The organism is Rhodococcus sp. M8 (assembly GCF_015654185.1).
GTDB classification, from domain to species: Bacteria; Actinomycetota; Actinomycetes; order Mycobacteriales; family Mycobacteriaceae; genus Rhodococcus; species Rhodococcus aetherivorans.
Genome location: NZ_CP064066.1, coordinates 152,518 through 173,200 on the forward strand (window position 1 = coordinate 152,518; position 20,683 = coordinate 173,200).

Annotated in this window: 20 protein-coding genes and 1 pseudogene; 10 read left to right on the forward strand and 11 right to left on the reverse strand. The window is 70.7% G+C overall.

All coding sequences use genetic code 11. The features are described 5' to 3' along the window. The first annotated feature begins 187 nt into the window (after positions 1 to 187). The 7 genes from ISO16_RS28440 to ISO16_RS28470 all read left to right on the forward strand — a co-directional run bounded on the left by ISO16_RS28440 (position 188) and on the right by ISO16_RS28470 (position 7,699). Positions 188 to 2,179, forward strand: coding sequence for a cytochrome c oxidase assembly protein (locus ISO16_RS28440; RefSeq protein WP_010596799.1), 1,992 nt, complete (start codon positions 188 to 190; stop codon positions 2,177 to 2,179). Between the two features lie 134 nt (positions 2,180 to 2,313). Continuing rightward, a complete protein-coding gene (locus tag ISO16_RS28445) occupies positions 2,314 to 3,240 on the forward strand; it encodes a M23 family metallopeptidase (RefSeq protein ID WP_010596798.1) in 927 nt (308 codons plus the stop codon). A gap of 37 nt (positions 3,241 to 3,277) precedes the next feature. Next, positions 3,278 to 3,640, forward strand: coding sequence for a BlaI/MecI/CopY family transcriptional regulator (locus tag ISO16_RS28450; protein WP_010596797.1), 363 nt, complete (start codon positions 3,278 to 3,280; stop codon positions 3,638 to 3,640). Further along, positions 3,637 to 4,584 (forward strand): M56 family metallopeptidase, encoded by a 948-nt coding sequence (locus tag ISO16_RS28455; RefSeq protein ID WP_003939288.1) that lies wholly within the window; start codon positions 3,637 to 3,639, stop codon positions 4,582 to 4,584. The genes ISO16_RS28450 and ISO16_RS28455 overlap by 4 nt, the downstream gene beginning before the upstream one ends. A gap of 110 nt (positions 4,585 to 4,694) precedes the next feature. Further along, a complete protein-coding gene (ctaD, locus tag ISO16_RS28460; RefSeq protein WP_010596795.1) occupies positions 4,695 to 6,461 on the forward strand; it encodes an aa3-type cytochrome oxidase subunit I in 1,767 nt (588 codons plus the stop codon). Between the two features lie 28 nt (positions 6,462 to 6,489). Continuing rightward, complete coding sequence (locus ISO16_RS28465) at positions 6,490 to 7,023, forward strand: hypothetical protein (protein WP_010596794.1); 534 nt, start codon at positions 6,490 to 6,492, stop codon at positions 7,021 to 7,023. A gap of 49 nt (positions 7,024 to 7,072) precedes the next feature. Beyond that, positions 7,073 to 7,699 (forward strand): Rv2732c family membrane protein, encoded by a 627-nt coding sequence (locus ISO16_RS28470; protein WP_010596793.1) that lies wholly within the window; start codon positions 7,073 to 7,075, stop codon positions 7,697 to 7,699. Positions 7,700 to 7,769: 70 nt separating this feature from the next. Here the strand turns inward: ISO16_RS28470 and ISO16_RS28475 are convergent, their stop codons facing one another. Both ISO16_RS28475 and ISO16_RS28480 read right to left on the reverse strand, forming a co-directional pair. After that, complete coding sequence (locus tag ISO16_RS28475; protein WP_029540267.1) at positions 7,770 to 8,408, reverse strand: vitamin K epoxide reductase family protein; 639 nt, start codon at positions 8,406 to 8,408, stop codon at positions 7,770 to 7,772. Beyond that, on the reverse strand, positions 8,405 to 9,064 hold the full coding sequence (locus tag ISO16_RS28480) for a DsbA family protein (protein WP_010596791.1): 660 nt from the start codon (positions 9,062 to 9,064) through the stop codon (positions 8,405 to 8,407). Before ISO16_RS28480 ends, ISO16_RS28475 begins: the two co-directional genes overlap by 4 nt. Before the next feature lie 174 nt (positions 9,065 to 9,238). Here ISO16_RS28480 and ISO16_RS28485 point away from each other — a divergent pair, with 174 nt between their 5' ends. From ISO16_RS28485 to ISO16_RS28495, 3 genes and pseudogenes are all read left to right on the forward strand, one after another. Next, positions 9,239 to 9,811 (forward strand): copper resistance CopC family protein, encoded by a 573-nt coding sequence (locus ISO16_RS28485; protein ID WP_230304632.1) that lies wholly within the window; start codon positions 9,239 to 9,241, stop codon positions 9,809 to 9,811. A 44-nt stretch (positions 9,812 to 9,855) separates the two neighbouring features. After that, positions 9,856 to 10,779 (forward strand): cytochrome c oxidase assembly protein, encoded by a 924-nt coding sequence (locus ISO16_RS28490; RefSeq protein WP_010596789.1) that lies wholly within the window; start codon positions 9,856 to 9,858, stop codon positions 10,777 to 10,779. 92 nt (positions 10,780 to 10,871) lie between these two features. Beyond that, positions 10,872 to 12,108, forward strand: a pseudogene (locus ISO16_RS28495) (Nramp family divalent metal transporter). A gap of 20 nt (positions 12,109 to 12,128) precedes the next feature. Here ISO16_RS28495 and ISO16_RS28500 read toward each other — a convergent pair. The 9 genes from ISO16_RS28500 to ISO16_RS28540 all read right to left on the reverse strand — a co-directional run bounded on the left by ISO16_RS28500 (position 12,129) and on the right by ISO16_RS28540 (position 19,904). Continuing rightward, a complete protein-coding gene (locus ISO16_RS28500) occupies positions 12,129 to 12,380 on the reverse strand; it encodes a DUF4229 domain-containing protein (protein WP_231386050.1) in 252 nt (83 codons plus the stop codon). A gap of 77 nt (positions 12,381 to 12,457) precedes the next feature. Continuing rightward, the gene (locus ISO16_RS28505) at positions 12,458 to 13,189 is read right to left on the reverse strand and encodes a DUF305 domain-containing protein (RefSeq protein WP_010596787.1); all 732 of its coding nucleotides are present in this window, start codon (positions 13,187 to 13,189) and stop codon (positions 12,458 to 12,460) included. Next, positions 13,189 to 13,893: a DUF3105 domain-containing protein gene (locus tag ISO16_RS28510; RefSeq protein WP_072636214.1), complete on the reverse strand. Its 705-nt coding sequence runs from the start codon at positions 13,891 to 13,893 to the stop codon at positions 13,189 to 13,191. The genes ISO16_RS28505 and ISO16_RS28510 overlap by 1 nt, the downstream gene beginning before the upstream one ends. A gap of 256 nt (positions 13,894 to 14,149) precedes the next feature. Continuing rightward, a complete protein-coding gene (locus ISO16_RS28515) occupies positions 14,150 to 14,839 on the reverse strand; it encodes a M23 family metallopeptidase (RefSeq protein ID WP_230304633.1) in 690 nt (229 codons plus the stop codon). 275 nt (positions 14,840 to 15,114) lie between these two features. Beyond that, on the reverse strand, positions 15,115 to 15,453 hold the full coding sequence (locus ISO16_RS28520; protein ID WP_010596784.1) for a polyprenol phosphate mannosyl transferase 2: 339 nt from the start codon (positions 15,451 to 15,453) through the stop codon (positions 15,115 to 15,117). Positions 15,454 to 15,927: 474 nt separating this feature from the next. Further along, positions 15,928 to 16,887, reverse strand: coding sequence for a c-type cytochrome biogenesis protein CcsB (gene ccsB, locus ISO16_RS28525; RefSeq protein ID WP_003939275.1), 960 nt, complete (start codon positions 16,885 to 16,887; stop codon positions 15,928 to 15,930). 4 nt (positions 16,888 to 16,891) lie between these two features. Beyond that, positions 16,892 to 18,517, reverse strand: coding sequence for a cytochrome c biogenesis protein ResB (gene resB, locus ISO16_RS28530; protein ID WP_029547276.1), 1,626 nt, complete (start codon positions 18,515 to 18,517; stop codon positions 16,892 to 16,894). After that, positions 18,514 to 19,326 (reverse strand): cytochrome c biogenesis CcdA family protein, encoded by an 813-nt coding sequence (locus ISO16_RS28535; RefSeq protein WP_029540263.1) that lies wholly within the window; start codon positions 19,324 to 19,326, stop codon positions 18,514 to 18,516. Before ISO16_RS28535 ends, resB begins: the two co-directional genes overlap by 4 nt. 2 nt (positions 19,327 to 19,328) lie before the next feature. Then, on the reverse strand, positions 19,329 to 19,904 hold the full coding sequence (locus ISO16_RS28540) for a TlpA disulfide reductase family protein (protein WP_003939272.1): 576 nt from the start codon (positions 19,902 to 19,904) through the stop codon (positions 19,329 to 19,331). Positions 19,905 to 20,683 lie beyond the last annotated feature (779 nt).

Here is a 20,683-nt window from a genome sequence, read left to right on the forward strand (position 1 = left end):
CAAGCGATCATATTGTCATATATGCATATGTGCAATCGTGGGGTGGCGGAGGCGGACCACGCCGGACAACTATTCTTCTTAGTATTTCGGCGGCGAGGTGCAGGTCTGCGGGTTCGGCCGGCGGGAACGGGCGAACGACAAACGAGGGTGAGGTTGTGCCGTGGCGAGCGCCGGGGACGGTAGAGCGGTGGTCGGGGCGATGCTCGGCTGGACGGCGGGCGCGGCTGTCGTGGCCACGATGCTGGCGGCGGTGTCGAGCACCGAGGTGTTGCGGTTGCTGGGGCTGCCGGATCCGGGGGCGCTGACGAGATACGGCCTACCGGCGGCCACCGCGGTGGGAGAGGTGTCCGCAGCGGTCATGGTGGGGTCGTTGCTGCTCGCGGCGGTGCTGGTGCCGCCGCAGCGCTCGGGGGTGCTCGATGTCGACGGGTACCGGGCGGTGCGCACGGCCGGGGCGGCGGCGGCGGTGTGGGCCGGGTGTGCCCTGGCGCTGGTGCCGCTGTCGTTGTCGGACACCTCCGGCCAGCCCGTGGGGGTGGTCTTCGCCGATCCGCTGCCGTTTCTGCGGGCGGTCGGGGAGATCGAGGTGGCCACCGCGTGGTTGTGGACGGCGGGGCTGGCAGCGGTGGTGGGTCTGGGATGCCGGCTCGTTCTGCGACACCGGTGGACGCCGCTGCTGCTGGTGTTGGCGGTGGCAAGCCTGATGCCGCGGGCGGTGACGGGGCATTCGTCGGCAGGGGGCTCGCATGATCTGGCCACCAATAGTCTGGTGCTGCACCTGGTGGCGGTCGGCCTGTGGGCCGGCGGGTTGGCGGCACTGGTGCTGCACACCGTCCGCGGCGGGGGGCATCTGGATCTGGCCACGCGCCGGTTCTCCGCGCTCGCGGCGGCGGCGTTCGTGGTGATGGCCGCGTCCGGGGTGGTCAATGCCGCGGTGCGGGTGCCGCTGGGACAGGTCTTCGACGGCGCCTACGGGTTCGTGGTGCTGGCCAAGGGGATGGCGCTGGTGGTGGTGGGCTGGCTGGGGTGGCGCCAACGCACCGTCGCGGTGACCGCGCTGGCCGCCGACCCGGCGGACCGGCGGGCGTTCACCCGGTTGGCGGTGGTGGAGTCGGCGGTGCTCGCGGTGACCGTCGGGCTCGGGGTGGCGTTGGGACGCACCCCGCCGCCGGTGGGGGAGCAGCGGGACCCGAGCCTGGTCGAGGAGGTGCTGGGCTACGGCTTGGACGGGGCACCGACACCGGTGCGCATGCTGACCGAGTGGCGCTTCGATCTGTTGCTGGGCACCGCTGCGGTGGTGCTCGCGGCGCTCTACCTGCTCGGGGTGCGCCGGGTACGGGCGGCCGGGGGGCGGTGGCCGCTCCGGCGCACCGTCGGGTGGCTGCTCGGATGTCTGGTGCTGCTGCTCGCCACGTCCTCGGGGGTGGGGCGCTACGCCCCGGCGGTGTTCAGCGTGCATCTTGCGGCCACCGCCGCGATCGCTGTCGTGGCCCCGTTGTGTCTGGTGCTCGGCGCCCCGCTCACCCTGGCGGCCCGCACGGTCCGCCCTCGGCCGGACGGGGCCGCCCCCGGGGCGCGCGACTGGCTGCGCGCGATGTATGCGAGCACGCCCGTCCGGGCGCTGACCCACCCCGCGGTGGCCGTGGCGGCGTTCGTGGGCACCTTCTATCTGCTCTACCTCGCCGGACTGTACGACGCGCTCGCCGGATCGCACGTCGCCCACGTACTGACCAACGTGTGGCTGCTGGCGGTGGGATCGCTGTTCTTCTGGGTGACCGTGGGCCTGGACCCGCTGCCGCGCCCCCCGGCGCCCACGGCCCGGGTGGGCGCGGCGGCGGTGGCGCTGGCGGCGTACGCCTTCTTCCTGGTGTCGGTGATCAACGCCCAGACCGTCGTCGCCGCCGAGTACTACACCTCGTTGCGGCGGGGGTTCTTCGACGACCTGGCCGCCGACCAGCGCCTCGGCGGCAACCTGGCATGGGCGGTGGGGGAGCTGCCGCTGCTGCTGGCGGCGGTGCTGGCGACGGTGCGCTGGGCCTCGGCCGACGAACGCCGCGCCCGGCGCCGCGACGAGCAGATCGACCGCGACGGTGACGAGGACCTGGCCGCCTACAACGCGATGCTGCGCGGACTGGACGGAGTTCGGGGCGAGGCGGACGGACCCGACCGGCGCCGCTGACCGCACGGCGCCCCGACCACGCCGCCGCGGGGCTCCACTGCCTCGTTGTTGAAACTATGCGGAATAGTAGTAATGTGTCGGTGTCCGTCACCGTTTCGTTATCAGCGAGCGGGTTCCTTCACAAGGATGCGATCTTGGCCCGACACCGCAGACCCGAGCCCGACCTCGCCTTCCCGGCCGTACCGCGTGCCGTGGATCAGGCCTCCTCGGGGCCGCTTCCCGTCGACGCGCCGGGCCGGGGCCCGGATGCGGACCACGAGGCCGCGGCGGTGCCGGCGCCGCTGACCGACCGTCCCGCACACACGGCGCAGGTCGGCCAGACGCCACCGCGGGGGCCGCTCGCAGCGACCCGGCGACCGGTGCGGGGGGCCCACCGCCGGCCCGGGGGCGGGGCCGGCGGACGAGTGCTGGCGGTGTCGGTGGCGGCCGGAGCGTTGTTGACCGCGGCGACCTCGAGCGCTCACGCCGCCACCGACGAGCACACCCTCGACCGGCGACAGGCCGATCCCGACGAGTCGACGGCGGCCGCGCCGTCGCAGGCCCCGCAGGTGTTGCAGGTTTCGCAGGTGCCGACGCTGGCGGATTTCGCCGACCAGCTCGAACGGGCCCGGGTGCGGGAGGAGCGCCGGGCGGCGCGCGAGGCCGAGGCACGGCGCCCGAAGACGCTGATGCCCGTCAGCGGCACGTTGACGTCGAACTTCGGGCCGCGGTGGGGCACGACCCACTACGGTCTCGACATCGCCAACACGATCGGCACCCCCATCGTCTCGGTCACCGACGGCACGGTACTCGAGGCCGGTCCGGCCTCGGGGTTCGGCTTGTGGGTGCGTATCCTGCAGGACGACGGCACCATCGGGGTGTTCGGCCATATCGACCAGGCGCTGGTGTCGGCGGGTCAGCGGGTGCGCGCCGGGGAGCAGATCGCCACCGTCGGCAATCGGGGCCAGTCGACCGGGCCGCATCTGCACTACGAGGTGTGGGCGTCGGACGGTCGCAAGGCCGATCCCATGGCATGGTTGAACGCACGCGGAGTTCCGGTCGTCCCGGATGCGCGTGCGTAGGTTCATCGATGATCGGCGAGTGTCCGCGAGGGGAGTCATGTACGGATTGGGGGGTCTCGAGGCCGAGGTGATGACCGAGCTGTGGTCGACCGACGAGCCGCAGTCGGTGCACGATCTGGTCGAGCGGTTGCGTGCTCGCAAGGAATTCGCCTACACCACCATCTTGACCGTGGTCACCCACTTGTACGAGAAGGGCTGGGTGCAGCGGGAGAAGCGCAGCCGCGCCTACTTCTATTCGCCCTCGCGCAGCCGGGAGGAAGCCACCTCCCAGGCCCTGCGGGCGCTGCTGGACAGCAGTGCCGATCCCAGTGCCGTGCTGCTGCACTTCGCCAAGACGGTGACCGACCGCGAGTACGACGCCCTGCGCCGGGGCTGGACCAGCCGGGCCCCCGAGCAATGACCTTGGCTCTGGTCCTGCTCCTCGGCGCCGCCCTGATCGCGGTGGCCGCGCCGCCGATGCTGCGCCGCGTGGCTGCGACCTCGCTGCCGCCGGGGATGGTGCTGGCGGCGTGGCTGGGCAGCCTGGCCGGGGCGCTGTTCTTCGGGGTCTCGGCGGTGATCATCTTGATCTGGCCCGATCATGCCCCGGCCGAGTCCGCGGTCGAGGCCCTGGTGCGGTGCCTGTCCGCGGTCTCGCACGCCATCCAACCGTGGATCACCGAAGTCCTCGCCGGGGCCGGGGCGTTGGCGTTGAGCGCCCTGGTGGCCCGGGCGGTGATCCTGGGCCGGCGACACGCCCGGGCGCAGGCCCGCCTGCTCGACTACCACCGCGAGGTGATCTCCATCGTCGCCCACTCCCGGGGGGACGATGTGATGTGGCTCGCGCACCCGATGCCGATGGCCTACAGTGTCGCCGGCCGGCCCGGCTTCGTGGTCGCCACCGACGGGCTGTCGCAGTGCCTGAGCAGCGGTGAGCGCGATGCCGTGCTCGCCCACGAGCGGGCCCACCTGCGCGGCAGCCATCACCGCCTCGTCAGCGCCTGCGACATTCTCGCGGCGGTGTTCCCGGCCGTGCCGCTGTTCGCCGCGGCCCCCTCGGCGGTCAAGACCCTGGTCGAGCTCACCGCCGACCAGCATGCCGCCCGCGCCACCAGCGCCGCCACGGTGTGCGCGGCGCTCACGGCCGTCTCGGCCTCCCCGCTGCCGCAACCGGCCGGGACGTTGGGGCTGAGCAACGAGACGTCGCTGCGGCTGGTCAAGCTGCGCACCAGCTGGCGGATGCGGTGTCCGCGACTGTCGTACGCGGCGGCGGCGGCGTTGTCGATGGCCGTGCCCGCGGCGGCCGCGCTGGCCGGCCTCGCCACCGCCTCGGCCGGGTTGTGCCTGGTCCTGGCCGTGCTCTGAGGGGCGGCGGGCCCCGCACCGCCCCCAAATACTATTCTTCATAGTATTTGGGTAGGCTGTCGAGTGCCTCATCGTTGTGCGCTCGCGCAGAAACCCGGATCGGACAGCACATGACCGCTCTCGCTCCCCCACCCGTCCCCGTCGCCACCCGCCCGATGCCACCGCGGCGGGGCCGCAAGGGTGCCTTCGTCTACAAGATGGTCACCACCACCGACCCGAAGGTCCTGGGGCTGCTGTACCTGGTGACCTCGTTCGCGTTCTTCGCGATCGGTGGGGTGATGGCGCTGATCATGCGCAGCGAGCTCGCGGTGCCGGGAATGCAGTTCCTGTCCAACGAGCAGTACAACCAGCTGTTCACCATGCACGGCACGATCATGCTGCTGATGTACGCCACCCCGGTGGTCTTCGGCTTCGCCAACTACATCCTGCCGCTGCAGATCGGCGCCCCGGACGTGGCCTTCCCCCGGCTCAACGCCTTCAGCTACTGGCTGTACCTGTTCGGCTCGCTCATCGCCGTCAGCGGCTTCCTCACCCCCGGCGGCGCCGCGGACTTCGGCTGGACCGCCTACGCGCCGCTGAACTCGGAGCTGCACTCGCCCGGCATGGGCGCGAACCTGTGGATCGTGGGCCTGGCCGTCTCCGGCCTGGGCACCATCTTGGGCGCGGTCAACTTCGTGACCACCATCGTGTGCCTGCGCGCCCCCGGCATGACCATGTTCCGGATGTCGATCTTCACCTGGAACATCCTGATCACCTCGATCCTGGTCCTGCTGGCCTTCCCGCTGCTGACCGCGGCGCTACTGGGGCTGCTCTACGACCGGTTGCTCGGCGGCTACATCTTCGATCCCGGCAGCGGCGGGGCCATGCTCTGGCAGCACATGTTCTGGTTCTTCGGCCATCCCGAGGTGTACATCATCGCGCTGCCGTTCTTCGGCATCATCTCCGAGATCCTGCCGGTGTTCGCCCGCAAGCCGATCTTCGGCTACACCGGACTGGTCTACGCCACGCTCGGGATCGCGGCGCTGTCGATCGCGGTGTGGGCGCACCACATGTACGCCACCGGCGCGGTGCTGCTGCCGTTCTTCTCGTTCATGACGTTCCTGATCGCGGTGCCCACCGGCGTGAAGATCTTCAACTGGATCGGCACCCTGTGGAAGGGGCAGCTGACGTTCGAATCGCCGATGCTGTTCTCCATCGGCTTTCTGGTCACCTTCCTGTTCGGCGGGCTGTCCGGTGTCATCCTGGCGTCCCCGCCGCTGGACTTCCAGCTCACCGACTCGTACTTCGTGGTCGCGCACTTCCACTATGTGGTCTTCGGCACCGTGGTGTTCGCCACCTACGCGGGCATCTACTTCTGGTTCCCGAAGATGACCGGGCGCATGCTCGACGAACGTCTCGGCAAGTGGCACTTCTGGCTGACGTTCGTCGGCTTCCACGCCACGTTCCTGGTGCAGCACTGGCTCGGTAACGAGGGCATGCCGCGGCGCTACGCCGACTACCTGCCCGACGACGGATTCACCACGCTCAACATCGTCTCCACGCTCGGGTCGTTCGTGCTCGGCGCCTCGGTGTTGCCGTTCGTGTGGAATATCTTCAAGAGCTACCGGTACGGGCAGGTCGTCACCGTGGACGATCCGTGGGGCTACGGCAACTCCCTCGAGTGGGCGACGACCTGCCCGCCGCCGCGGCACAACTTCACCGAGCTACCGAAGATCCGGTCCGAGCGCCCGGCGTTCGAGCTGCACTACCCGCACATGGTGGCGCGGCTGCGCGCCGAGGCCCATGTCGGGCCGGGCCAGCACCGGGTCGAGGAACTGCCTGCGTCGCCGCAGCACGCGTCCGGGCCCGATCCCCGCACCGATCCGTCCACTCGGTGATCGTCACCACGGTCGAAGGAAGACGAGGATGCACCCCCACACCCCGGCGGTCGCCGTGCCGGCCACACCCCGCGCCACCGCGCTGCTGACCGACTGGCTGATCCGGGATCTGACCCCGCTCGTGCTCACCCATGCCGGGCTGCCGGATCCGCAGCGGCTGTCTCGGCTGGCGCCGGTCACCGGCGCGCACATCGCCCGTCCGGGCAAACTCCGCCGCCACGTACGCGCGCTCGAGCAGGTCCTCGTGCAGATCGAGGTGCATCTGCGGGCGGGTCTGCACCGCCGGCCACCGACGCCCCTGACGACCAGCTCGGCGCCGGCCGTACCGGGTGAGGTGCTCGAGGTGACCGGGCTGCTCGCCGGGGCTGTTGCCGAGCTCGGCAGCCCGGCCGCGGCTCTGGCCAACCGCACGGTGCTCACCGCGGCCGGGGTGATCGCGGCCGGAGCGGGCACGGCCGAGGCATTCGACAGCTGGTCGACCACGGCGTGGTCGTACTGCACCGTCGTCTCGCAGGTGTGGCAGGACGAACCGCAGGCCCGGCTGCTCGTCGACCCCCGATGACGCCCCCTGCCCGGGGCTGTCGGGCCCCGAACCGGATGAAGGAGGCGCGATGACCGAGTCACCGCACGAGCCCACCGCCGAGCCCGACCCGGCCGAGCGGCGGCAGGAGCTGGCGGCCGCCGAACGGCAGGCGGCCGCCGAGATCGATCCGGGGATGCGGGCGGTGGTGGTCGCCGCAGCCGTGGTGGTGCTGACCGTCTCGTTCGCCCTGCCGCACAGCGGCGGCGCCAACGGCTGGCAGATGCTGGCCGGCTCCGAGCAGGCGGTGGCCGAGACGATCACCCTGCCCTCGCGGATCTTCCTGACCCTGGCCGCGGTGTTCGGAATCGGGGTGTCGATGCTGGCGCTGGTGACCCGACGGTGGGTGCTGGCGTTGGCGGCGTCCGCGGGATGCACCCTGGCGGTGGTGTTCGCGGTGCTGGCGGTGTGGTCACGGCAGACCCTCGATCCGGCCGCCGGGGGCGCCGGGCCGGGCGCCGGACTGTTCCTGGGCTGGGCGGCGGTCCTGATGCTCGCCTTCCACTGGCTCAAGGTGGTCTGGGCCCGCACGTCGACGATGCTCGAGGCCGAGGCCGCCCGCCGCGACGCCGAGACACATTTGCCCGAGCAGTTCCACTACCGGCTCGACCCGCCTCGCCGCGACGCGCAGGAACCAGATCCGCCCGCAGACCGCTAGGCGGCACTCGGCCGGCTCGTGCGCGCGGACGAGGGGCGCGGACACGAGCCGGCCCCAGCGGCCCCCAGGGTCAGGGCAGGGTCCGCCAGTAGGGCCAGAACGCCTCGGTGATCAAGGCAAGCACGGTGAGCACCCACACGGTGGGAACCACCGCGTGGTGACGGCGCAGCAGCGGCCGCCATCGTCCCGGTCGGGTCGGATCCGCCGTTTCCCGCTGCAGCAGGCAGTACCACCAGGCGAGCACGGTCACCAGCCACACCAGCATGCAGTAGGGGCACAGCGCCCCGATCCGGTACAGGCTCTGGAAGATCAGCCAGTGCACGAACGTCACCGCGGCGGTCAGTCCGGTGAACAGTGCGCTCCAGTACCATCCCGTCGGCACGGCCCCGGCCAGCAGCACCACGCCGGTGGTCACTACCACCGAGAACCCGGCGATCCCGAGCAGCGGATTGGGGAAGCCGAACAGCTCCGCCTGCCAGGACGCCATGATCGACCCGCAGCTGATGACCGGGTTGATGCTGCACGAGGGCCGGTAGGACGGGTCGGCGAGCAGGGCCACCTTTTCCACCGTCAGCACCAGCGACGCCGCCAACCCGAGCCCACCGCAGACGGTCAGAAGCCAGGCGAGGCGATTGCGCCCTGCCGCCGGGCCGTCCGGCGCCGGGTCGACCCCGTGCCACGACGGGCTCGGTGCGGGCGTCGGGCTCACTGCGCGAGTGCTGCGTCGATACGGGCGCGCAGCTCCTCGTAGCTGGGCATCGCCGGCAGCTCGACGCCGTTGAGGAACAGCGTCGGGGTGCCCTGCACACCCAGGGCCAGACCGGCGTCGAAATCCCGGTCGACGCGGGCGGCCACGGCCGGATCGTTGACATCGCGATCGAACCGAGCCATGTCCAGCTCCAGCTCCTGGGCGAACTGCCGGAACACCGCTTCCTGGGACCGGCTCGATTCGCCCCACTGGGCCTGGGTGTCGTACATGCGCCGGTACATCGGTTCGAGCCGGCCTTGGCGGGCCGCGGCCTCGACCACGCGGGCGGCGAGATGGCTGTTGGTGTGGCTGGGAATGGGGAAGTAGCGCAGGCCGAGGTCGATCCGCCCGGCGTACTCGGCGCGGACGCGTTCGATCACCGGGTACAGCGCCCGGCAGGACTCGCATTCGAAGTCCAGGAATTCGACCAGTTGGACCTTGTCGTCGGCGGCGGTGGTCAAGGTACGGATCTCCTCGGTCCACACCGGCGTCGCGGAGGCCCCGGCGCCGCCCTGTTCGGCGGCGGGGCTGCGGTTGGTGTAGAGCAGCACCGTCAGCAGCACCACGAACAGCGCTACCAAGGCGACGCCGACCTTCACATTGGTTGTCAGTTTCATGCCTTCGTCCGTCCCGAGTCATCCTGGGCGGGCCGGCACCAGCACCGACCAACCGTAAAACTACGTCACATAGTAGATGGGGTAGGGTGGGCGCCGGGCAGCGCCCACCGGCGCGCCCGCCGACAACCCACACCCCCACCCCGCAGCCGGCCAGGCAGGGCGCCGAGGAGGAATGTGCTTGTGAAGAATCTCGTCGCGGTCGTGGCCGCCGTCGTGTCGGTGCTGTTGTTCGGGGCCGGCCCCGCCCAGGCCCACAGCGCCCTGATCGGTTCGACCCCGGCGGCCGAGGCGGCCCTCGCGGCCCCCCCGGACCGGATCGAGTTGCAGTTCAATCAGCCGATCAACGCCTCGTTCGCCACGGTGACCGTCACCGACGGGGACGGCACGCAGCGCGGCGGCTCCCAGGTCGACGTCGCCGGGGACCGGGTGCAGCTGGCGGTCCCGGAACCACTGCCCCCCGGTGAGTACACCGTGGGCTACCGGGTCGTCTCCGCCGACGGCCATCCCATCACCGGCTCGTACACGTTCACCGTCACCGCCGCGGCGGGGGCGGCGGCCGCCTCGGCCCCGTCGGTGGCGACGTCGCCGACACCGTCCGAGGCCGCAGCCGGCGAGACGCCGGCGGCCGCGGTCGGCGACGCGCAGCCAGGCTCGTCGATCCTGTGGCCCCTGCTCGGCGGCGTGCTGGGTGTGCTGGCCGTCGCGGGCCTGACCTGGGTGGCGCTGCGTGCCTTCCGCAAGGGCTGAGCGGGCGCGCGCCGCGTACCGGGCGGTCGGTGATGGGTGACTGGATGCCGCTGCCGACGGCGCCGCCGTCGCTGGGGGCGCTGTTGGCGTGGGATCCGCCACCGCTGCCGGTGCTGCCGCTCACCGCGGCGGTGCTGGCCGCCTGGTACTGCTGGGCGCGGTGGCGGCTGCACCGGTGCGGGCGCAGCTGGCCGGCGGTGCGCACGGTCGCGTTCCTGACCGGGTGTGCCCTTCTGGGCGCCACCACCGGCCTGGGGCTGGAACGGTACGGGTTCGTACTGTTCAGCGTGTGGATGTTCCAGCATCTGACCCTGTCGATGGCGGTGCCGCCGTTGTTGGTGCTCGGCGCCCCGGGCCTGCTGCTGCTGCGCACCACCTCCCACCACGGACCCGCCCGGATGATCTCGGCCGCGGCGTTGGCGGCACTGCGCAGCCGCGGCGCCCGGTGGTTGCTCAGTCCGGCGGTGACGATCCCGCTGTTCCTGGCGAGCTACTACGGGATCTATCTGTCCCCGGTGTTCGACGCCGTCGCCGGCACCTGGCTCGGCCACACCGGCCTCGAGGTGTTCTTTCTACTCACCGGGCTGCTGTTCATCGTGCCGATCCTCTCGGTCGGTCCGCTGCCGGGCCGGCCCGGCTACCTCGGGCGGTTCTTCGACCTGTTCGTCGAGATGCCGCTGCACGTGTTCTTCGGAGTGATCTTGATGATGGCCTCGGTGCCGATGGTGGCCACCTTCGCCGCCCCGCCGCCGGGCTGGGGGATCGATCCGCTCGCCGATCAGCAGTGGGCCGGGGCGCTGGCTTGGTCCTACGGCGAGCCGATCGCGCTGGCGGTGGTGGTGCTCTTCGCGAGCCGCTGGTACCGGCACGAGCGGCGCACCGCGGCGGTGCGCGAGCGCCACGGCGCGGTGCAGGCGGAGCAGGACCTGGCCGACTACAACACCTATCTGCGTTCCCTGCCGCGCTGAGCCCGCTCCGGTCGACCCGGCCGGAGGCACGCCACTTGAGTTTTCGGCTCACCTGAATTTTAATTCAGGACATCCGATCGAGGAGGCCGAGGGTGCTGATCCAGTACGCGGGGGAGCGCACGGCCCGGTGGCGCCGCTGGACGCTGTTGGGACCGGCGTTCGTCGCCTCGATCGCCTACGTCGATCCGGGCAACGTGGCCTCCAACGTCAGTGCCGGCGCCCAGTTCGGGTATCTGCTGGTGTGGGTGGTCGTCGCGGCCAACGCCATGGCTGCCCTGGTGCAGTACCTGTCGGCCAAGCTCGGGCTGGTCACCGGCATGTCGCTGCCCGAGGCCCTGCGCGAGCGGATGCCCCGCGCGGGGCGGTTGGCGTACTGGGGACAGGCGGAGCTGGTGGCGATGGCCACCGACCTGGCCGAGGTGATCGGCGGCGCAATCGCGCTCAACCTGTTGTTCGGTCTGCCGCTGCTGACCGGGGCGGTGCTCACCGGTGCGGTGTCGCTGGTCCTGCTGCTGGTGCAGGACACCCGCGGCCAGCGCAGTTTCGAGCGAGTGATCACCGGCCTGCTGCTGGTGATCGCGTTCGGTTTCGTCACCAGCGTCGTCGTCGCCCCCCCACCGGGCCAGGCGGTGGCCGACGGGCTGGTGCCGCGTTTCGACGGGGCCGAGTCGATCCTGCTGGCCGCGGCGATGCTCGGCGCGATGGTGATGCCGCATGCGGTGTATCTGCACTCGGGATTGGCCCGGGATCGGCACGGCCATCCTCAACCCGGCCCCCGGCGCACGCTGTTGCTCAAGGTCACCCGCTGGGATGTCGGGCTGGCCATGGTGGTGGCGGGTACGGTGAATCTGGCCATGTTGCTCATGGCGGCGACCACCCTGCAGGGTCGGGACGGAGTCGATTCGATCGACGGGGCGCATACGGCAGTGGGCCAGGAACTGGGCCCGACGGTGGCGTTGCTGTTCGCGCTGGGGGTTGTTGGCCTCCGGGTTCGCCTCCACCTCGGTCGGCGCCTACGCCGGGGCGCTGATCATGGACGGTCTGTTGCGGCGCCGGATCCCGCTGCTGGCGCGGCGGCTGATCACCCTGGTGCCGGCGCTGGCGGTGGTCGCGCTCGGCACCGATCCGAGCCGGGCGCTGGTGCTCTCGCAGGTGGTGCTCTCGTTCGGGATTCCGTTCGCGTTGATCCCGCTGGTGCGGCTGACCAGCGATCGGGCGCTGATGGGCGCCGACGCCAACCATCGCGTCACCACCGCGCTGGCCTGGGCGATCGCCGCAACCATCACCGCCCTGAACTTGGTGCTGATCTATCTGACGGTGCGGGCCTGACGCACGGACGCCCACCCGCGTCACCGTCGGTGGGGCCGATGCCCGCGCCGGGTGTCGACCGCGACGATCTCGTCGTGGACCCGGCGACGCAGCCCGCGCAGCGCCACCATCGCCACCGCCATTCCGGCGAGCAGACCCACGATCCACGCCCCGGTCTGTGAGACCGTGAGGCCGAACAGGCGCACACCCAGAACGGCGGCGCCGGCACACGCGGCGACGACGGCCAGGCGGGCGAGGGTATAGACCACGACCAGTCGGGTCAGTTGCATCATCGACGGCTCCGTCCAGCTCACGGGCCCGCCTCGTCCGGTACCGTCGGTGCGTCACCGCTCGCACCGCAGGGGCAGGGTCAGTTCATCGGCAGGGGCGCAGCGCCCCGGGCGGTCAGCAGTTGCGTCATGGTTGCCGCCTCGGCTTCCTGGGTCTCGGTGATCTGCTGCGCCAGCGCGGCCACCGCCGCCTCGGCGGCGGCGGCCCCGGCGTAACGGGCCATCGGCAGACCGCCCTGGTGATGGCGCAGCAGCAACTGCAGGTACAGCGTGTCGAAGGTCGGACCGGTGGTGCGGCGCAGGGTGCCGAGTTCGGCGGTGGTGGCCATGCCGGGCATCCGGGACCCGGTCGGCGTCGGTGCCACGGACATCGTGGCGTGCCCGTCCATCCCCGGCATCGACTCGGGTGCGCCGGTGGCGCCGCGCATCCAGCGCATCGGCTCCCCGGTGGGCAGCTGCGACCGGTTCCACAGTGTCAGCCAACCCTGCATGGTGCCGAGCTGACTCTGCTGGGTGGTGATCACGTCGTAGGCCAGGGTGCGCACCGCCGGATCGGTGGAGTTGGTCAACGCCATCGCCGACATCTCCACGGCCTGGCTGTGATGGATCGACATGTCCTGGGCGAAGCCCACGTCGATCGAGCCCTCGCCGGGCGGGGCCGGTGGGCCCGCGACCAGCAGGGTGCCGCCGATGCCCAGCACCAGCCCCCCGAGCAGTGCCAGCACCGCCACCACCGTCGGGACCCGCCGGGGGCGGCGTCCGTCGGAAGCCGGCTCGACGGCCGGCTCGGCACCGAGATCGCGCTCAACCATCACCGGGGTGCGGTGGGCATCGGCGCGGCGGGCGCGGACTGCGGATCGGCGGTCATCGGCACCGCATCCGGCCCCGGCGGCGAGGGGTCGAACGGCGGCGGGGCGCTCGGATCGAACCCGCCCGGCACGGTCGAACACGTCGCCCCCGCTTCCGGATGGGTGTTGGGATTGCGGCGCAGCGCGGCGACGAACTGACCGAGCCGGTCGTCCTCGACGTCGTCGAGGGCAAGCCGGTGGCCCCACGACTGCACCGAGAGCGGCGAGGACAGACCCGGATACGGCGAGAGCAGCATGTAGGGCTGGCCGTCGACCCGCGCGGTCAGCGTGGCCACCTCGTCTCCGGCCACCCTGTCGGGATCGTAGGTGATCCACACCGCGCCGTGTTCGAGCGAGTGCACCGCGTTTTCGGTGCGGATCGGCGCGGGATAGACCGTGCCGGTGCAGGTGGCCCAGTACTGGTCGTGCGGGCCTCCCATCGGCGGAGTCCGGTCGTAGGCCACCCGCTGCGGGGCCTGCACGTGCGTGCCGGCCGGGTAGTCGGCCTTCTCCATCCCAGCGATCGCGGTGGACGGGTCGGGGTTGTCCGCGTTCGGGACGTACTTCTGTGTCTCGGCCCGTTCGGCGATTCTCGGTGCCAGGTTGTAGGCGATCAACCCGATCAAGGCCACGACCACCACGCCGGCGCCGATCATCGGCCACGGCATGTGCCGCGCACCGGACAGGGTGACCGGTCGGGGCTTTCCCCGCGACTGCTTGCTTCGGGGTGCCCTACCTGTACCGCCCACCACGGACCCGCCTTCCTCACCGACACCGGTTCTGTGACGCTGTCGCCGCGATGCGCCGCGGTCACTTCCCGCCCCAGTAAATACTACGAATCTTAGTTTTTGATGAGAACGTGCTCCCACCTCGCCCGTGAAGGACGCGGATGGGGGATGGCGGCGGGGGTGCGTCCGGTTCCGATCAGGCCTTCGCGAGGGCGGTCTGCGGGACGCCGCGCTGGGCGAGCCACTCGCTCGGGTCCACCTTAGCTCCGGAGGGGTTCGTGGTTTCGAAGTGCAGGTGGGGGCCGGTGGATTGGCCCCGGTTGCCGACGGTGGCGATCTGCTCACCGGCCTGGACCCGCTGCCCGACGGTGACCAGCGTTTCGTTGATGTGCCCGTAGGTGCTGGTGGACCCGTCGTCGTGCCGGATCTGCACCCACAGGCCGAACCCGGAGGCCGGGCCGGAATCGATCACCGTGCCGGTCGAGGCGGCATAGACCGGGGTGCCGATGCTGTTGGCGATGTCCAGGCCGGCGTGGGTGGCGCCCCAACGGGGACCGAAGGACGAGGTCAAGGTGCCCGAGACCGGGGCGACCGCCAGCGGGGACGACGTCGCGACCGAGGCGGGAACGGCCGGCGTCGCCGGTACGGCCGAGATAGCAGTTTCGGTCGGTACGCCGACGGTCGGCGGAGCCGCCGGCGGGGCGGCAAGAGCGGAGGGCAGCCCCTCGGGCAGACCCGGTACCGCAGCGAGCTGGTCGAGCGCCGCGCCGACCTCGGGCAGGTCCGCCAGCGCGGCGATCTCCGGTGGCAGGGCTACGGGCACGGGAGCGACGGCAGGCTGGGCCGCCGCCACCCCGGGGGCCGCGATCTGCGCTCCGGCGGTCATCAGGGCGCCGGTGGCTACCGCCGACGCCCACATCGCGGGACGGCCGGTCCCTGTCGGCTCCGCCCGATGCCGAGCGCCGCCGCGGCCCGTCGGTGCCACCCGAAAGATCACGCCGGCATCACGGTCCTGCCGATCCCTTCGGGAAGATGCGCTGCGGTGTCGTGCCACGTCCTTGCTCCTGACATGCTGTTTCGCGGTTGACCCGGGCCACCCGGATCAGTGGAGATAACGAAACGATATACGAACGGGCGAATAAAAACTACCCTGCTTAGTATTTAGAGGTCGCCGTGACCATGCCGTGGTGGCCGAAACGGTGCCACCGTGGCCGCGGCGGCGAGCGCCTCGGGACCGGCGCCGAGCCGGGTCGTCCAAGTCGGTTCCGTATTCAGCGGCAGGTCCGCGACGAGGGTGGGGACAGGGAACATCGCACTGCGGTCGGTGACGGTGCCGTCGGCGGCGCTCACAGCACTGACGCCGCTGCCGGCCGCAACCACCGCGGCGCGGCCCGTGTTCGAGGGCACGAACCCGGGGCCACGGCAACTGCCGGTCATCTCGATGCGCCCGAAGGCGGCGTTGTGGGTGGGCACGTTGCCCGGCACCGCGGCCACGGTCACCGCCGGTGTCGTCGACTCTGGCTCGTGTGGACCGTCCACCGGCCCGAGTCGAGTCGGCCTACGGGAAGGCGCCGAACGGCATCCGGGCCCGCCAGCGGCGGCTGAGCATCGCGGCGAGCGTCCCGAAGACACCGACGGCAACCGCCTCGACGTAGACAGTGACCGACGGGCAGCAACGGCAGGAAAAACCCAGGCCGACGCGATAGCCGTAGCCGAAGCCGACCCACCGTCACCGCAGCGGTGAGCAGCGCGATCGCGCCCGGCGCCAGCCACCACCGGTGTCTGGTGGAAAGCCGGCACACAACGCCCACCCCACTGGACGCGGCGCGCCCCCAGCGCCGCCAGGCCCGGGCCCGCGGCGCCACCGCGCAGGGACGGACGGCGCATCCACGTCCATCCGGCGCTCCTCGACAGCTGTTCTCCGACAGGCCCGCAGGGTCGGCACAGCGTGCCCGGCCCGCGGGGTCCTGCGGATCAGTTCAGGCCGGCGTAGGAGTGCAGTCCCGAGACCACCATGTTGATGATGAACAGGTTGAACAGCATCGCCACGAAACCGGCGATGTTGATCCACGCGGCGCGGGTCTCGCGCCAGCCGGCGGTGGCGCGGGCGTGCAGGTACGCGGCGTAGATCACCCAGGCGATGAACGAGACGGTCTCTTTCGGGTCCCAGCCCCAGAACCGGCCCCAGGCGGCTTCGGCCCAGATCGCCCCCAGAACGACGCCAGCGCCGAACAACGGGAAGGCGAAGATCGTCGTGCGGTACGCGAGGCGATCGAGGGCGCGGGCGTCGGGCAGGCGCCGCATCACCCGGGTGAGCCGGGGTGTCGGGTGCTGCTCGGCCCGCACCGCCACCAGGAACAAGGCGCTGGCCACCCCGGCGACGAGAAACACCCCGCTCGAGACGGAGACCACCGACACATGGATCGGGAGCCAGAACGACTGCAACGCCGGCACCACCGGGGCGGCGTCGGCGTAGAGCACGGTGCCGGCGACGAACAGCAGCACCAGCACCGGGAGCAGCGCGAACATCCACACCACCCGCAGCGCCGGGCGGCGCAGCACGATCAGACCGGCCAGCACCCCGATCGCGCAGGTGACGGTGACGAACTCGTACATGTTGCCCCAGGGGAAGCGGGCGGTGGCCAGCCCGCGCAGCACCATCGACCCCACGTGCAGGACCCAGGCGACCACGAGCACGCTGATGCCCATCCGGCCGAGCCGGTCCGCTAGCTCACGCCCGGTCGGCGCGCTCACCCGGCCGGGCCCGGTGGCTGCCGGGGGGACAGCTGCGATGGGGGCGAGGGCGGGGTCGGCACGGCGGGTGCGGACCGCGGCGAATTCGGCGACGAACAGCACCAGGGCCAACAGGTAGACGGCGAAGGCGGCCTCGAAGCTCAGGTCGGAGTAGCGAGCGAAGGTGTCGTCGATCGGCATGGCTCTAGCGGTCCTCTTTCGCAGCAGGCGATGCCCCGGGGTCCAGGCGTCGGCAGATGTCGGTGAACTCCGGCCCCCAGCCGGCGTGGTCGGTGCGGGCCAGACCGCCGAGTTCGACGGCGGTACCGCCCCCGGCAGGGCGCAGCCGCACCCAGATCCGGCGGCGTTTGATCACCAGTGAGGCCACCAACCCGCCCATCATGGTGATCGCGAACACCAGCACCCAGTTTTGGGCAGGGTCGTGGGAGACCTGCAGATAGGCGAATTCCTCGGCGCCGTCGAACCGGACGGCGGTGCCGTCGGCGAGGGTGGTGTGTTCTCCGGGTCGCAGGTTGACCCGGGCCTGTTTGACCAGTCGGCCTTGGTTGATCATCTCGGCATTGAGCGAAAAGATCGACTGGGGAATGCCGGTGTCGAGCCCGGTATCGCCTTTGTAGATGTCGACGGCCACCGCCGGATCGCGCAGGTCAGGGAACACCGAAGTGAGCAAGGTGCCGTTGAAGGCTGCCGTGGGAGCGAACAATCCTTCGATTGCGATCTGGTTGCGGCGACGCTCGTCCGGATCCGGATAGGTGCCGCCGGGCGGATCGAACCGCATGGCCCCGCTGCTGAGGAACGTGGTGGCATCCTCGGGGGCGAACTGCAGTGTCTCGGTGCGTTGTTGCCCGTCGGGGAAGGTCACGGTGAACCGGGGGGCGTAACCGTGACCGGTGAGATACACCCGTTCGTCGCCCAGACGCAGCGGCTCGTTGACCCGCACTTGGTACCGCTGCCAGCGGTCGGTGCCGATGTCCGTGCCGGTCTGGTAGGACAGCGTGGAGGTAAACATTTCGGCTTGCCCGTTGTCGAGGTAGTCGGCAGAAAAATCCTCGACCTTGAGGCAGAACGGCTCGAGTCCGGTGCCGTCGGTGGCGGCTCCGGCGCGGAACGAGTCGTACACCGCCGGGGAGGTGTTGCACAATCCCGGCCCGCCGTCGGCGATGACGATCACCGACCCCTCGTAGCCGAACAGCCGACCGGTGGCCACCGCCACCAGCAGCCCGACCAGTGAGAAGTGGAAGACCAGGTTGCCGGCTTCGCGCAGATACCCCTTTTCCGCGGACACCGCCTGTACCGGGCCGGGCTCGGTCCGGGTGGTCAGACGCCAGCCTCGCAGCAGGTCGAGGACTCGGTCGAGGGCCTGGTCGGTGGGCTCGGGAAGCAACCCCTGATGATGGTGCGGCAGGCGCGAGAGATTGCGCGGGACCGGCACCGGGGCGCTGCGCACAGCGCGCAGATGCTCACGCAGCCGGGGAATCAGACAGCCCACGAGCGAGACCATCAACAGCACATAGACGGCGGTGAACCAGAAGCTGGCGAACACGTCGAACAACTCGAGCCGATCGAAGATCGGGCCGAGAATCGGCCGGGCGGCGATGTACTCGTCGACCTTGCCGGCGTTGAGGCTGCGTTGCGGCAGCAGCGCCCCGGGGACCGCAGCCAGGGCGAGCAGGAACAGTAGCACCAGGGCGGTGCGCATCGAAGTGAGCTGACGCCACAGGTTGCGTGCAGTGGCGACAGCTCGGCGCAGCGGTGATGGTTCCGGCGGCGGTGATGGCTTCGAGGCCGGAGCGCGGTCGGTGACGGTCATATCGGCAGCACCGTCCCGGTGACGAACTCGTCGCGGATCCACGCGATGAAGACCTCCCAGACTCCGGTCACCAGCGCGGTTCCCACTGCCAGGAGCAGCACGCCGCCGACGATCTGGATGTGACGGGAGTGTCGGCGCAGCCACCCGACTCCGCGCAGGGCCGAGGTGGATCCGAAGGCCAGGGCCACGAACGGCAGGCCCAACCCGAGGCAATAGGCGACGATCAGCACCACCCCGCGGGCGGCGGTGGTGCCTTCGGTACCCGCGGCCACGGACAGCACCCCGGCCAGCGTCGGTCCCAGGCACGGGGTCCATCCCAGCGCGAACACCCCGCCCAACAGCGGGGCGCCGGCGAGGGAGGAGATGCGCCGGGGCGCGAAGCGGGTGTCCTTCTGCAAGACCGGGATCAGCCCGAGAAACGCCAGGGCCATGACGATGGTGACCACTCCGCCGAGGCGTTGGAGCAGCTCCTGATTGAGCCGCAACGCCCCGATCACCCCGAACACCGAGACCGTGGCCAGCACGAACACCACGGTGAATCCTGCGACGAACAATGCCGCGGCTCCGGTGACCCGCCACCGTCCTGGAGCGTGTACCCCGGCGGTGCGTACCTCGGCGGTGAGCGGTGGAGCGTCGGCACCGGAGACGCCGGCCAGATATGACAGGTAGCCCGGCACCAAGGGCACCACACACGGGGAGGCGAAGGAGATCAGTCCGGCCAGTAAACAGGCGCCCACCGCCAAGAGCAGCGGCCCGGTCGCGGCTGCCGTCTGGAAACTCGAGCCGACTCCTTGCGCGAGCACGGTCACCGTCACTGTTCGGCCGCCACTCGTTCGACGACCGGTTGCAAATCCTCGGTCAGCAGAGCCCGCAGAAACACCGCCGCGACGCGGTGCCGCCGGTCGAGGACGAGTGTGGACGGGATGACGCTGGTGGGAAAGGCGCCACCGAGGGCGGTCAGGGTGCGCATCGGGGGGTCGTAGATCGACGGGTAGGAGACATTGTTGTCGATGACGAAGTCTTGGGCCTTGTCGCGCTGGGGGTCGCGGACGTTGATGCCGAGAAACTGCACCCCCAGCGCCCGAGTGGCCTCGTAGGCGCGTTCGAGGTCGTCGGCCTCGCTGCGGCACGGGGCGCACCACTGACCCCACAGGTTGAGCACGACCACCTGTCCGGCGTAGTCGGCCAGGTCGACCGTGGCCCCGTCGGTCATCAGATCCGGGCCGGCCAGCGCCCCCAGTTGTCCGCGCTCGGCCGGCGGATCGTAGAAGATGTCGGTCTGGCCGCCGGGAGCGACGAAGTCGAAGGTGCCGCCCTGGGCGACGGCGTCGGTGCCGGTGCCGCAGGCGCCGACCCCCAGTACCGCCACAAGAGCCAGCACCAGCACCTGCCACGATCGTCGACGAGGCGCTCGCTGTACCGGCGGCCTCACCCGAACCCGGCCGCCGCGCAACGCATCGGCTGGCCGGTCCGCGGACGTGGCTGCGCACACGAGGCCGGCAGCCGACTCCGTGTGCTGCCCCGTTCTCACCGACGGTCCCGTCCGCCGGTCGATCCCGAGGGGGCACTGCGCTGTCGTGTCGGCGGCTCGAGGTGCGTCGTGATCACGGCGTCGTCTTCCTGTCACGGCCCACATCGCCCTGCACACGCAGGGTCGCGGAACGCAATCGACCCTGCGATCCGGGGACGTGTGGACCTTCGGTGTTGTCGTCCGGCCCAAATACTACTTCACATAGTATTTATGTCGAGCAATGGGTCGGCGGCACATCCATCACGGCGTACGTCCCGGGCCTCCAGCGTCGATGTCCGCGCAGCGGGCGAAGGGTGCTGGCTCCTGCCACCGATGGAAACCCCAGCTCACCGCACTGACATCCCGGCGGGACTCTCTCCGCGGCCACTGACATTCTCGTGACGAGAGCCCCTGACATGCACTGACGAATCCCCAGGTCGCAACCACTGAAATTCTCGTGCAGAGTCTCACTTGCCTCGGATGCTGGACAAAGCCTCAGGTCCGATGGCACAGGACAAGTGTCCTTTGCCATTCGATCCGAGGTACGAATGGGTCGCTGACCAGCGGTGCCTCAACAATGTGGCACAGCGGCGCCGCGGCGTTTCTGCCCACATTGTTGAGGCAAAGGGACGTCGAGCATGCGGGGTTGTCGACGA